Source organism: Pseudomonas sp. NPDC079367 (genome assembly GCF_044542195.1).
In the GTDB taxonomy this organism is placed as follows: Bacteria; Pseudomonadota; Gammaproteobacteria; order Pseudomonadales; family Pseudomonadaceae; genus Aquipseudomonas.
Map to the genome: position 1 here is coordinate 5,235 of NZ_JBITTW010000051.1, position 12,148 is coordinate 17,382.

The following is a 12,148-nucleotide window of genomic DNA, read 5'->3' on the forward strand; positions in this document are numbered from 1 at the left end:
CCCGCCGGTGACGACCAACAGTTTGACCCGTGGCAGGGTCAGGTCGATGTTCTTCAGGTTGTGGGTACGGGCCCCACGTATCAGGATCTTGTCCAAAGTGGCCTCGCTCGGCGGGCGTCGAAAACGTAGGAGTATACGGGCAAATACTGGATGGATGCACACTATCCAACGAAGGCTTCTTGCCGTTCATGAAGAGAGTTTCATCTATACGCGTCATAGCGTCGCGATATACCCCGTCTTCCGATGGGACTGGTAGAATCGCCGCCGGTTCACACGAGGTTTTTCCATGCACGATCCCCACAGCGAACGCATGAGTGGCAGCGAGACCCGCGCGGCGAGCGGTCTGGCCTTGGTGTTCGCCTTCCGTATGCTGGGCATGTTCATGGTGTTGCCGGTGCTGGCGACCTATGGCATGGATCTGGCGGGAGCGACCCCGGCCCTGATCGGGCTGGCGATTGGCGCTTACGGCCTGACCCAGGCAATTTTCCAGATCCCCTTCGGGATCATTTCCGACAGGATCGGCCGTCGACCGGTGATTTATCTGGGACTGATCGTCTTCGCCCTCGGCAGCGTCCTCGCCTCGCAGGCCGATTCGATCTGGGGCGTGATCGCCGGGCGGATCCTGCAGGGCGCCGGGGCGATTTCCGCAGCGGTCATGGCGCTGCTGTCCGACCTGACCCGCGAACAGCATCGAACCAAAGCCATGGCGATGATCGGCATGACCATCGGCCTGTCGTTCGCCGTGGCCATGGTCGTGGGGCCATTGCTGACCAGCGCTTTCGGGTTGTCGGGGCTGTTCCTTGCCACTGGCGCCATGGCGCTGGTCGGCATTCTGATCATCATGTTCATGGTGCCGCGCTCCACCGGGCCGTTGCAGCACCGTGAATCCGGGGTGGCGCGGCAGGCATTGCTGCCGACGCTCAAGCATCCGGACCTGCTGCGCCTTGATTTGGGCATCTTTGTGTTACATGCCATGTTGATGTCGAGCTTCGTCGCCTTGCCCCTGGCGCTGGTGGAAAAAGCCGGCCTGCCCAAGGAGCAGCACTGGTGGGTGTACCTCACCGCGCTGGTGATTTCCTTCTTCGCCATGATCCCTTTCATCATCTATGGCGAGAAGCGACGCAAAATGAAACGAGTTTTGCTCGGTGCCGTCATGACACTGATGCTGACTGAACTATTCTTCTGGCAGTTCGGCGACAGCCTGCGCGCTCTGGTGATTGGCACCGTGGTGTTCTTCACCGCGTTCAATCTGCTGGAGGCTTCGTTGCCATCGCTGATCAGCAAGGTTTCACCGGCAGGTGGCAAGGGCACGGCCATGGGCGTGTACTCCACCAGCCAGTTCCTCGGTTCGGCACTCGGCGGGATACTCGGCGGCTGGCTGTTTCAGCATGGCGGTCTGTCGGTTGTGTTCCTTGGATGTGCCGGGCTGGCTGCACTTTGGCTGGCCTTTGCTGTTACCATGCGCGAACCTCCCTACGTGACGAGCCTGCGCTTGCCGTTGTCGCCCGAAGCGATCCGCGAAGCGGGTCTGGTCGAGCGTCTCAAGGCCCTCGTAGGGGTAACGGATGCAGTGATAGTCGCCGAAGAGGCGGCTGTTTACATCAAACTGGACAAAGAATTAGTGGATCGCACGACCCTCGAACGCCTGGTCAACAACCCGGCCGGGGCTGCGTGCGACGCTTAGGAGAACGTTATGGCCCGTGGGGTTAACAAAGTCATATTGGTCGGCACTTGCGGCCAGGATCCCGAAGTTCGCTACCTGCCTAACGGTAACGCCGTGACCAACCTGAGTCTGGCCACCAGCGAACAATGGACCGACAAGCAAACCGGCCAGAAGGTCGAGAAAACCGAGTGGCACCGTGTTTCGATGTTCGGCAAGGTTGCCGAAATCGCCGGTGAATACCTGCGCAAGGGTTCGCAGGTGTACATCGAAGGCAAGCTGCAGACCCGTGAGTGGGAAAAGGACGGTATCAAGCGTTACACCACCGAAATCGTGGTCGACATGCAAGGCACCATGCAACTGCTCGGCGGCCGTCCACAACAGGGCGATCAGCAAGGCGGCGGCAACAACTACCAGCAGCAGGCGCCACGTCAGCAGGCTCCACGCCCGCAGCAGTCTGCTCCGCAGCAGCGTTCGGCTCCGCCAGCGCCTCAGCAGGCCGCACCGCAACCGGCTCCGGATTTCGACAGCTTCGATGACGATATTCCGTTCTGAGATTTGATCGCTTCCAGACAAAGCCCTCGCTATTGCGGGGGCTTTGTCGTTTTGCAGGGGCATCGATGAATAGAACGCCGACAGCAGACCGAAGAGTCCGGGTGGATATCCGGTAAAGATTTTGTACGGAGCCTTGAAGGTCGTCGCGGGCCGCTCCATGATCCCTTCGACGAATAACAAGTCAGCTCATTCGGCGTCGCTTGCAGGCGCTCGAACGCCTGTTTGCACATAAAAACAAGAGAGTCTCATGACCAGTCGCAAGAACAAGGAAATCGAGTATTTGCGCGGGGCGGCCATTCTCATGACGGTCCTGACCCATCTTCCACAACTGTTGCCATTCCACGATTCGTACCTGATGAACTTGTACAACGTGTATTCCCCATGGACCGGGGTAGATCTGTTCTTTTGTATTTCCGGTTACGTTGTCAGCAAGGCGTATCTCGACTATTTCGATAGCCACCGTGAGCAGCACAGGTTCGGATTGGCCGCCACGTCATTCTGGATCCGGCGGGCTTACCGTTTGCTGCCCACCGCGTGGTTATGGGTGCTGATACCGTTAGCGTTTTCGATTCTTTTCAACGAGTCGAATGCGTTCCAGTCATGGTTTTATAACCTGCGCAGTTTTACTGCCGTGGCTACGTTCACGGGCAACCTGGCCAATCAGTACGGTTTGTTGCTCGGTCCTAACTCGGTGTACTGGAGTCTGGCGCTTGAGGAGCAGTTTTACCTCATCTTCCCGCTTTTTCTGCTGCTTGTGACATCGGCGCGCTGGCGGGTGATTGTCCTGCTTGCCTTGATCGCCCTGCAGTTCGGCTTTGATCGCAATGGCTTTGCCGCGCCCCCGGCACCGATGCTGTTTTCTTTCAGACTCGATGCGATGATGTGGGGTATTGTGCTCTGCCTGTTCTCCCGCACGCCGCTCTACCGGGACATCGAGCCAGTTGCGCTCGGTACCAGTGTGTTCAAGCGTCTGACTACTACGCTGTTTCTGCTGTATCTGTTGGGCGCGATTGCCGGGCAGATGATCGCGGTGCCGATTGCTGTCGGTCTGATCGCGATAACGGCTTTGATCATTGTCTGGCTGGCCAGCTATCAGAAAGGCTACATCTATTGCCCATCCATCTTCAGCGGGCTGTTCGAGTGGCTGGGTTCACGTTCCTACGCCTTGTACGTGGTGCACATATTTGCCTATCACCTGAGTACCGAGATATGGACGCGATTGGCCGCCAGCAGTGGCATGGCGCTGGGTGCCGGGCATACGGTTGAGCTTGTGCTCACCGCCTTGTTGATCATGGTGGTATGCAGCGAACTGAACTACCGCTTCGTCGAAACGCCACTGCGTCGTCGTGGTGCTGAAATCGCTCGTCGCAGACTGGCAGGAGTGGCAACGGTCGAACCCGCCAGAGAAGAGGTTGCGGTAACGAGCGGGCCGCGTACAACCGAACCGTCCTGACCAGAATGAAAAAGCCGTAGCGCAAACGCTACGGCTTTTTCATGTCTGGGAGTGATCTAGTCGAGGATCAGGTGTGGCAGAAACCGGCTCGAATCCCTGGTGATCAGGCTATTGTCTTCCCGCACCCCAATACCCGCCGCCTCATCGCCGATTACCCACGAGCCGATCAGCGTGTAGCTGTCGCCAAACTTCGGTAACGGCGCAAACTCTTGCAGGATAAATGGCGCATCGGTGTAGGGCCCGTCCTCTTTGACGATCAGGCCCTGGGCCGTTTGCAGTTCGATGTTCGCACCTTCGCGGGAAAAATACGGCTTGCGTACCCAGCCTTTCGGCACGGCACGTTGCGGATTTGGATCGAGGTGCGCTGCCAGCAGATTCGGATGGCCCTTGTGCATTTCCCATAACAAGGGCAACACGCCTTTGTTGGACAGGATTGCCTTCCACGCCGGCTCGAAGAACTGCGTATCGCATTCGGCAATCGCTGCGCCGAACGGTTCGTGGAAAATGAATTCCCAAGCGTGCAGCTTGAACAGGTGTGGAATCCAGCGATCCTGCAGGTCGACGAAACGACCTTCAGCCGTCAGGCCGATGTCTTCGATATCGATGTGGCGTGATTCGATGCCGACCTTTTCCGCGATCAGCCGCAGGTAGTCGGTGGTGCCTTTGTCCTCGACCGAGCCCTTCATCGACGCAAAGTAGAACGGCCGCTTGAGCTGCAGCTCGGCGAAGGCCTGGTGCAGCTTGGTGTCGATGCTATTGAACTGATCAGCATGCCGCGGCAGCGTGCCGCGCTCGATGCACTGTTCCAGCCAGCCCCACTGAAACGCCGCCGCTTCATAGAGGCTGGTCGGCGTGTCGTAGTTGAGCTCCAGCAGTTTCGCCGGGCCGTTACCGCTATAGGAAAAGTCCATGCGACCGTACAGATGCGGATGACCTTCGCGCCAGGAGGTGCGGATCATGTCGTAGTACGCCGGCGCAATGCTCAGGCGGTCGAGCAACTCCTCGCTGCTGACCACGCGATCAACCAGATCCATGCACATTTCATGCAGTTCGGTAGTCGGGTCTTCCAGATCGTTTTCGATTTGCGCGAGGCTGAACTGGTAGTAGGCGCTTTCGTCCCAGTACGGTTCGTCATCGATGGTGTGGAACATGAAGCCGAGGCTCTCGGCGGTGTGTTTCCAGTCGGGGCGCTCGGCGCAGTGGATCTTTTTCATGTCAGCTGCTCGAGCGTCCGGAACTGCTGCCCCAGCCACCCCAACCGCTGCGGGCGCTGGACTGGCTGCCGAAGCCGCCGCGCGAAGTCGACGACGCAACGTTCACCGGTTTGCTCTTGCTGCTTTCATAATCCGTCTGGCTGTGCGTGGTGGTCTCAGCTCTGCGGTACTGCGTAGAGGTGTTGTACGGCTGGCGCGTTTCGCGATCGCGGTAAACGGTGCGATTGGCATTGTTGCTCATTGCGTTGCCGATCAGCCAGCCGGTCAGCCAGCCATTACCGCCGCCACCCGAGCCGCCGGAGTAGTGTGAGCTGCCGGTGCTTGCGCTGCTCGTGGTGTCGCCCGCTGGCATCTGCGCATCGGCGATGGCGTCCAGATCTTGCGGCGTCTGAGCATCGCGCGGCACTTTAAAGCCGCCGAGCTTGGGCACGAAGCGGCCGTCGGAATTTTTCTGACACCAGCCGGAGGCAAAGTCTGCGTCGCACTTGGCCTTGTCGTTGTAGGCCGGGGCGATGCGTCGGTGTTCATTCAGAGCGGCGACGTAGGCGCTGGAGCAGAGATCGGCGGCCACTTCGGCGTCGACGCACTGCTCGACGCTCTGGAAATGGCGTGCCTGATCCACCGCTGCCGCTTCCCCGGAAATCGCCATTGCCACTGACGCGGCGAGGGACAACTGCACGTATTTGCTGCGTTTCATCGGGAGGCTTCCTGCCGGTCAGTGGGACGGGGTCATGCACGCGGCATTGAGCATGCCGACGCTGATCGCCACGGCGGCCACATAAATGCCGGCAGCCACTTCGCCGTTGGCGATGCGCTGGGACGTACCCTTGAGCACCAGCCCGGTCGCAACAAATGCCAACAGCTGAACGACTGCTGCGATGACCGCCCAGAGTACAAAGTCGAGCACGTTGACCGAGTAGGCGATCACGTTGCTCGCCGGAATGGCGAAACCGATGATTGCCCCGGACAGGGCAATGGCGGCGGCAGTGTTGCCGGCACGGATCAGCTCGAATTCCTTGTGCGCGGTGATGCGCGTGTAGACGAACTGAAACAGCATGAACAGCAACACGGCGCCGATCAGGTAGACGACAAAACCGACCAACGCGGTTTTGTTCAGGGAAACGGCCAACACTTCCAGCATGAAAAACTTCCTTTTTTAGATGGCGCTCAAATCAGTGGTGTACAGCGAAATGCCCAGCGAAGTACTCAGGCTGACGGTGCCTTCTTCATCCTGTTCGACGCAGAACAGCAGCAGTTCGCGGCGATCGGTCAGGCCGGTGTCGCGGGCATACAGCATGGCGTGGTGCTTGATGGTGTAGGACTCGTCCGGGTTGACCACGTGTTCGGTCATCGGCACCAGTTCGGTCTGCTGCAACTCGGTGCCCCATTCGCGGGTGTACTCAACACCGTCGTGGTTGTAGGTGGGCAGACCGATCAGGCTGTTCGGGCCGGCCAGACGCTGCAGTTCGGCGTCGCTGTTGACCGTCACGTAACTGAGGTAATTGAACAGGGTGACCGACTCGATCTGGTCTTCACCGGTGACGTGGATCTGCACCCAGAAATCCTCGTCGTTCATGTAATAGCGGTGCAGTTTGTTGGACTGGCCAAGATCGACCCACCCGGCGCTCCACACCGCTTGATCGAACGGCACCCGCACCGAAGTCGAGCCTTCCAGCAGCAACGCCAGCGTCGTGTCGAAGCGCACGCCTTTGCCTTGAGCCATGCCCAGCGGGCCGCTGGCGCCGGTGCTCGTTGGCGCAGCGGCCTGCCAATTGCGGGTGCCGAGCAAGTCTTTAAACCATCCCATGGGTACGTTCCTTGAAGCGGGTGGAGGTGTTCGGGGGTGAAAAAGTGGCGGTAGTGTACCGAGCCGGGCGACGAACGAGCAGACAAAATGAAAGGTTGTGCGAGTGACCGAATTTCGGTGTAGGAGCTGCCGAAGGCTGCGATCTTTTGATCTTGTCTTTTAAAAGCAACATCAAAAGATCGCAGCCTGCGGCAGCTCCTACACCGAGCAAGCAGCGATGTTACTGGGAAGACTTCTGCTTCAACCGCTCAAGGATCGCATTGGCGCTGCCTTCGTTCGGCGTGATGCCAGCGTCGCGCAGTTTGCGTTCCAGGTCGTTGCCGGTGGAGGCGTCGGCCAGTTCGTCTGCGGCGTTCAGTTCGGCAGCGCGTTGCTGCTGCTTGGCTTGCAGACGGTTGAGGGTGCCCACGGCGGTTTCGAGTTTGCCGTTGGCGCCGCCGCTGGCAATCGAGGCGCTGACCTGGGCTTTCTGCACGCTGTCGCGGGCCTTGGCCATGTCCACTTGCTGGCGCAGGCTCTTGATTCGCGATTCGGCTTTGCTGATGTCTTTGCGCATGTTGTCGGCGTAGGCGCCGAACTCATCGCTGAGTTTCTTCTCGGCAGCGAGGTCGTTGGTCAGGGTCGAAATCGCTTCGGCCACTTCCAGCGCCAGGTCTTCACGACCGGCATTCAGTGCGGCAACGGCTTTGGCTTCGAGATCCTTGATCTTGGCGTCGTACTCGCTGACGCGGTCGGCGGCCAGTTTGTGCTTGGCCATGATCGTCACCAGCTCGCGGCGCGCGTTCGACAGCGCGCTGTCGGCGTCGCGGATTTCCTGATCGAGGATGCGCAGGGCCTGCTGGTCGGCGATGGCTTCGCCGACTTCATTGGCACCGCCGCGCAGTGCGGTGAACAACTTGCTCCAGATGGACTGAGTCATTGGATATTCCCTGTTGATTACTTGAAGAAGTGTTCGAAGGCTTCGCTGGCGCGCTGCACATTGTCGACCAGGGTTTTCACCTCGGTGATGACGTTGGTCAGGCTCGAGTCGGCGCTGAGGGCGCCGAACATGTTGTAGACGGTCTGCCCGTTGGGCATCGACTCGATACCGATCGACGATAGCGGGAACATCTCGCGGCTGCGCAGCACGGCATCGTTGAACGCCTGGACATTGCTGATCGAGTCGATGTCGACCAGCACGGTGTCGACGATGATCTGCTGGCCGGCCAGGGCGATGTGAATCGGCAGGCCGCCGAATTCGTTCATTTGCAGCTTGATGCTCGGCTCGGAGCTCTGGATCAGGGACAGCGAAATCTCTTGGGAAGCCACCTCGTCCAGCGCCTTGAGGGCATTGAAGAGGCTGTCGATGGTCCAGTTGTTGCCTGCGCTCATGTATTTCTCCGACATGAAAGAGCCAGCCAGAATCGGTTGGCGTAGCTGTTGCTCCATTTGCTTGAGCAAGCTTCGGTTTTCCGGAAGCACCCAAGTTTCGTGTTTCACATAACCGGCGGCGGCCAGGCCTGCGCGCATTTGCTTCATGTAGAAGCTTGACGGTTTTTTCGCCGACGCTTTGCCACGCTCGCCCTTGGGGCTAGCGGCGGCAGTCGTCCGAGTGCGGCTTGTCATGGCTGGAATCCGGTTATGAGCGTCTCACGCGTGGGCCACACTACAACTAATGCAAAGTGCCATCAACGACTCACGCGTGAGATTTTCATGACAGACGCAAAAAGGCCCGCAACGCGGCGGGCCTGTGGGTTGAGCAGTTGTTGCTAGGCGTTGCTGTGCAGGAACTGCTCGGTTGATACCACGCTGGCATAGGCAAAACCCAGCGCTGACATGAATGCCGCATGCACATGGGCGGCGGGCACCGTCAGGCCATTGAACTCAAGGTCACGGCTGGCGCAGGCATCGTGGATTACTGTGACGCCGTAGCCCATGTCCGCCGCCGCGCGGGTGATGCCATCGATGCACATATGGCTCATGCTGCCGACCACCACCAGTTCGGTGATGCCTTGATCGTCTAGCACCGATTTCAGTTCGGTCTCGCGAAACGAGTTGACGAAGTGCTTGAGCACCACCGGCTCGTCAGCGTGGTTGAGCACTTTGGGGTGCAGTTTGGCGCCTTCGGAGCCGGGGGTAAAAAACGGCGCATCGTCGGCGGTGAATTCGTGGCGAATGTGCACCACCGAATCGCCCGCTGCGCGAAAGGCTGCGATCAGCCGCGCGGCGTTGTCGGCTGCGGCGTCGGCGCCGACCAGCGGCCACTTGCCTTGGGGGAAGTAGTCGTTCTGGATATCGACTACGATGAGCGCTTGCTTGGCCATGGGATTGTCCTTGAGGCAGTGATTGGGTGTGACCTCAGTATTGGCGCTGGCCGAGGATTGGAGGATTGGCCGCACCGACAATAGACGGGGGAAAACTGACAATGGCTGCACAAAAAGCCGCGACTGCTGAATTGGGCGTGCTGATTTACCCCGGCGCGCAACTGGCTGCGGTGCACGGCCTGACCGACCTGTTTGCGGTGGCCAACCGCATCGCCGCCGAGTATCAGGCTGTGCAGTTGCCTGTGCTGCGGGTCAGTCACTGGCAGGTCGAAGGCGAGCGGTTGCCAGCGCGGGTTTATGACAGTCATCCGAGTGACGAAGACGCTTTGCTCGCCGTGCTGATTCCGCCGTCTCTGGGCGGGTTCGATGCAGCGCAGATGACTCCGGGCCTGACGCAATGGCTACGCGACCAGCATGCACGCGGCGCGACCCTCGGTGGCGTCTGTGTGGGCTCGTTGATGCTTGCCGAAAGCGGCTTGCTCGACGGTCGCAGCGCCACCACCCACTGGACCTCGGCCCAGGCTTTTGCCGAGCGTTACCCGAAGATCAGACTGAAGGCCGACACGCCGATTGTCGACGACGGTGACCTGATCACCACGGCGGGGCTGATGGCCTGGTCGGAACTGGGACTGCGCCTGGTCGATCGCTTGCTCGGCCCGAGCATCGCCACCGCGACCGCGCGTTTTCTGGTGATGGAACACAGCGACAGCGCCAGTGAATGCGGAAGCAATTTTGCGCCGATCCTCAGCCATGGCGACGCGGCGATTCTCAAGGTCCAGCACTGGCTGCAAAGCACCGGGGCGACGGAGGTTTCGCTGGCGGCAATGGCCGAGCGCGCGAGTCTGGAAGAACGCACTTTCCTGCGCCGATTCCGCGCGGCCACAGGGTTGAAGCCGACCGAGTATTGCCAGCATCTGCGGGTCGGCAAGGCGCGGGAAATGCTCGAATTCACCAACGGCACGATCGATCACATCGCCTGGACGGTTGGCTATCAGGATCCGGGGGCGTTTCGCGCGATTTTCAAGAAGATTACCGGGTTGGGGCCGAGTGATTATCGGGGGCGGTTTGGTCTGACGCGCTAAGCTGAATCAATGAACTCCCACAATCATCGCGGCGAGGATGAGAGATCATGCAATTTGCCGGAATTTTCCGCGCCGTCGTGCAGTTTGAAACAGGCGCGATGCCAGCACACTCGTGGCAAACGCCCGATCACCGGGCGGTTCGTGGTGAGCGTTGATTGGCCTGATCTCTGCAATTTCCCTGAGTGAACCCATCGACTGATACAAGGGGAACGCATGACCCCGACACCCAGCAAAAAAATCGTCGTGGCCCATTCGGTACGTGCCGAGGCGCCACAACATGAAGTCGAGACCAACAAGGCCCTGGCGCGCTGGCTGGCGCAGATCCTCGATTGCAAATTCGGCGGCAGTTACGACCCGGCCAAACATTCGGGCCGCGAGCTGTATCTGCTGCCGACGCAGACCATCGTCGGTGCCGCCCATGCTCAAGCGCTGGGCATCAAAGGCCCTGATGATTTGTGGGGCGGTTACGTCGACTACGATTTCATCTGCACCAAAGCCATCAGCCACGGTTTGCGCAGCCATCTGGCGCATGCGCCGCAGGGTTGGTCGCCGCTGTTTTCGGAGCGGGTGCGCAACGTCGTGCTCGACGGTCTCAGCGTATTCGCCCTGGAAGATGCACGGCCCGCTGCCGAACATTTGCTGTATGCCGGGCCGATTCGCTTGAAGCCGGTCCACGCCTGCGCCGGGCGCGGACAGGAAGTGATCAAAAGCCTCGACGCGTTCGATGCAATCCTCGCGCGCCCCGAGGCGCAAAGTCTGTTCAGTGACGGCGTGGTGCTGGAGCAGGACTTGAGCAACGTCATTACCCACAGCGTCGGTCAGTCGTTCATCGGCGGCAAAGTGTTGAGTTATTGCGGCGAGCAGTACTTGACCGAGGACGGCGAGGGCGAAGAGGTCTACGGCGGTTCGAATCTGCTGGTGGTGCAGGGCGGCTATGACCAATTGCTGGCGCTGGAGCTGCCCGATGATGTGCGCCTGGCCATTGAACAGGCGCAGGTGTTCGACAGCGCTGCCAACGAAGCCTACCCGCGCTTCTTCGCCTCGCGGCGCAATTACGATATCGCGCAAGGCCTCGACGCCAGCGGCCAGCCGCGCAGCGGCGTGCTCGAACAATCCTGGCGAATGGGCGGCGCCAGCAGTGCCGAGGTCGCGGCGTTGCAGAGCTTCGTCAACGACCCACAGATGCGCGCCATCCGCGTGTCGTCGGTGGAAACCTATACCGATCAGGCGCTGCCGGCGGATGCCATCGAGGTCTATCGCGGCCCGGCGGAAAACAGCGCGTTTCTTCTCAAATATGTGACGGTCCAATCCTATGACGGCTAGAAGCGAAAGCATTCAAATCGACATTGATGACGAACAGATGAGCGGGACCTTTCTCAGTCCCAAATCGAAAGTCCCGGGGGTGTTGTTTGTTCACGGTTGGGGCGGCAGTCAGGAGCGCGATCTGGAACGGGCCAAAGGTATCGCCGGCCTGGGTTGCGTTTGCCTGACCTTCGACCTGCGCGGGCACACCGGCGGCACCGGAATTCCGCTGACCCGGGTGACCCGTGAAGACAATCTGCGTGATTTGCTGGCGGCCTACGATCGCTTGCTGGCGCACCCGGCCCTCGACACTTCGGCGATCGCCGTGGTCGGCACCAGTTATGGCGGCTATCTGGCCTCGATCCTGACGTCACTGCGCCCGGTGCGCTGGCTGGCGCTGCGCGTACCGGCGCTGTACCGCGACGAGCAATGGCACACGCCCAAACGCGATCTGGACAAGGCCGACCTGCGCGATTATCGCGGCACGCTGGTGCGCGCCGACAGCAATCGCGCCCTGCATGCGTGCTCGCAATTCACTGGCGACGTGCTGTTGGTGGAATCGGAAACCGACGATTTCGTGCCCCACGCGACGATCATGAGTTACCGCGCCGCGTGTCAGCAGACCCACTCGTTGACCCACCGGATCATCGATGGCGCGGATCACGCGTTGAGTGACCCGGTGTCGCAGCAGGCCTACACCTCGATTCTGGTGGACTGGATTACCGAGATGGTGGTGGGGGAGCGGTTGAGCATTATCCAATCCTGAAAAATC

Annotated in this window: 14 protein-coding genes; 6 read left to right on the top strand and 8 right to left on the bottom strand. The window is 60.0% G+C overall.

The window, feature by feature from the left end:
• A partial coding sequence (locus ACIGDJ_RS25850; RefSeq protein WP_397504656.1) for a hypothetical protein occupies positions 1-96 on the bottom strand: 96 nt, incomplete at its 3' end.
• Between the two features lie 190 nt (positions 97-286).
• Between ACIGDJ_RS25850 and ACIGDJ_RS25855 the strand changes: the two genes are divergently transcribed.
• From ACIGDJ_RS25855 to ACIGDJ_RS25865, 3 genes are all read left to right on the top strand, one after another.
• The gene (locus ACIGDJ_RS25855) at positions 287-1,684 is read left to right on the top strand and encodes an MFS transporter (protein WP_101160786.1); all 1,398 of its coding nucleotides are present in this window, start codon (positions 287-289) and stop codon (positions 1,682-1,684) included.
• 9 nt (positions 1,685-1,693) lie between these two features.
• Positions 1,694-2,215, top strand: coding sequence for a single-stranded DNA-binding protein (locus ACIGDJ_RS25860; RefSeq protein WP_042610650.1), 522 nt, complete (start codon positions 1,694-1,696; stop codon positions 2,213-2,215).
• A gap of 247 nt (positions 2,216-2,462) precedes the next feature.
• Positions 2,463-3,668, top strand: coding sequence for an acyltransferase (locus tag ACIGDJ_RS25865; RefSeq protein ID WP_101160783.1), 1,206 nt, complete (start codon positions 2,463-2,465; stop codon positions 3,666-3,668).
• A gap of 56 nt (positions 3,669-3,724) precedes the next feature.
• Here ACIGDJ_RS25865 and ACIGDJ_RS25870 read toward each other — a convergent pair whose 3' ends face one another.
• The 7 genes from ACIGDJ_RS25870 to ACIGDJ_RS25900 form a co-directional block, all read right to left on the bottom strand.
• A complete protein-coding gene (locus ACIGDJ_RS25870; protein ID WP_101160780.1) occupies positions 3,725-4,882 on the bottom strand; it encodes a glutathionylspermidine synthase family protein in 1,158 nt (385 codons plus the stop codon).
• A 1-nt stretch (position 4,883) separates the two neighbouring features.
• Entirely contained in the window at positions 4,884-5,579 is a 696-nt protein-coding gene (locus ACIGDJ_RS25875; protein ID WP_397479126.1) for a DUF1190 domain-containing protein, read from the bottom strand.
• 18 nt (positions 5,580-5,597) lie between these two features.
• Positions 5,598-6,023, bottom strand: a complete 426-nt coding sequence (locus ACIGDJ_RS25880; RefSeq protein ID WP_016772952.1) for a DUF350 domain-containing protein — start codon at positions 6,021-6,023, stop codon at positions 5,598-5,600.
• A gap of 15 nt (positions 6,024-6,038) precedes the next feature.
• Positions 6,039-6,689, bottom strand: coding sequence for a DUF2491 family protein (locus ACIGDJ_RS25885; protein WP_397479125.1), 651 nt, complete (start codon positions 6,687-6,689; stop codon positions 6,039-6,041).
• Positions 6,690-6,909: 220 nt separating this feature from the next.
• Positions 6,910-7,608 carry a PspA/IM30 family protein gene (locus ACIGDJ_RS25890; protein ID WP_397479124.1) on the bottom strand — a complete coding sequence of 233 codons (699 nt, stop codon included), beginning with the start codon at positions 7,606-7,608 and terminating at the stop codon, positions 6,910-6,912.
• 17 nt (positions 7,609-7,625) lie between these two features.
• Positions 7,626-8,207, bottom strand: coding sequence for a YjfI family protein (locus tag ACIGDJ_RS25895; RefSeq protein ID WP_397479129.1), 582 nt, complete (start codon positions 8,205-8,207; stop codon positions 7,626-7,628).
• A gap of 230 nt (positions 8,208-8,437) precedes the next feature.
• A complete protein-coding gene (locus ACIGDJ_RS25900; protein ID WP_397479123.1) occupies positions 8,438-8,992 on the bottom strand; it encodes a cysteine hydrolase family protein in 555 nt (184 codons plus the stop codon).
• Positions 8,993-9,093: 101 nt separating this feature from the next.
• On the opposite strand from ACIGDJ_RS25900, the gene ACIGDJ_RS25905 reads away from it, so the two are divergent.
• From ACIGDJ_RS25905 to ACIGDJ_RS25915, 3 genes are all read left to right on the top strand, one after another.
• Positions 9,094-10,074: a GlxA family transcriptional regulator gene (locus ACIGDJ_RS25905; protein ID WP_397479122.1), complete on the top strand. Its 981-nt coding sequence runs from the start codon at positions 9,094-9,096 to the stop codon at positions 10,072-10,074.
• A gap of 213 nt (positions 10,075-10,287) precedes the next feature.
• The gene (locus ACIGDJ_RS25910) at positions 10,288-11,397 is read left to right on the top strand and encodes a DUF3182 family protein (protein WP_397479121.1); all 1,110 of its coding nucleotides are present in this window, start codon (positions 10,288-10,290) and stop codon (positions 11,395-11,397) included.
• On the top strand, positions 11,387-12,142 hold the full coding sequence (locus tag ACIGDJ_RS25915; protein ID WP_071173737.1) for a S9 family peptidase: 756 nt from the start codon (positions 11,387-11,389) through the stop codon (positions 12,140-12,142). Before ACIGDJ_RS25910 ends, ACIGDJ_RS25915 begins: the two co-directional genes overlap by 11 nt.
• The last annotated feature ends 6 nt before the right edge of the window (positions 12,143-12,148 follow it).

Coding starts and splice junctions, on each gene's coding strand:
- ACIGDJ_RS25855 (WP_101160786.1), top strand. CDS start 287: ATGCACGATCCCCACAGCGAACGCATGAGTGGCAGCGAGACCCGCGCG.
- ACIGDJ_RS25860 (WP_042610650.1), top strand. CDS start 1,694: ATGGCCCGTGGGGTTAACAAAGTCATATTGGTCGGCACTTGCGGCCAG.
- ACIGDJ_RS25865 (WP_101160783.1), top strand. CDS start 2,463: ATGACCAGTCGCAAGAACAAGGAAATCGAGTATTTGCGCGGGGCGGCC.
- ACIGDJ_RS25870 (WP_101160780.1), bottom strand. CDS start 4,882: ATGAAAAAGATCCACTGCGCCGAGCGCCCCGACTGGAAACACACCGCC.
- ACIGDJ_RS25875 (WP_397479126.1), bottom strand. CDS start 5,579: ATGAAACGCAGCAAATACGTGCAGTTGTCCCTCGCCGCGTCAGTGGCA.
- ACIGDJ_RS25880 (WP_016772952.1), bottom strand. CDS start 6,023: ATGCTGGAAGTGTTGGCCGTTTCCCTGAACAAAACCGCGTTGGTCGGT.
- ACIGDJ_RS25885 (WP_397479125.1), bottom strand. CDS start 6,689: ATGGGATGGTTTAAAGACTTGCTCGGCACCCGCAATTGGCAGGCCGCT.
- ACIGDJ_RS25890 (WP_397479124.1), bottom strand. CDS start 7,608: ATGACTCAGTCCATCTGGAGCAAGTTGTTCACCGCACTGCGCGGCGGT.
- ACIGDJ_RS25895 (WP_397479129.1), bottom strand. CDS start 8,207: ATGAAGCAAATGCGCGCAGGCCTGGCCGCCGCCGGTTATGTGAAACAC.
- ACIGDJ_RS25900 (WP_397479123.1), bottom strand. CDS start 8,992: ATGGCCAAGCAAGCGCTCATCGTAGTCGATATCCAGAACGACTACTTC.
- ACIGDJ_RS25905 (WP_397479122.1), top strand. CDS start 9,094: ATGGCTGCACAAAAAGCCGCGACTGCTGAATTGGGCGTGCTGATTTAC.
- ACIGDJ_RS25910 (WP_397479121.1), top strand. CDS start 10,288: ATGACCCCGACACCCAGCAAAAAAATCGTCGTGGCCCATTCGGTACGT.
- ACIGDJ_RS25915 (WP_071173737.1), top strand. CDS start 11,387: ATGACGGCTAGAAGCGAAAGCATTCAAATCGACATTGATGACGAACAG.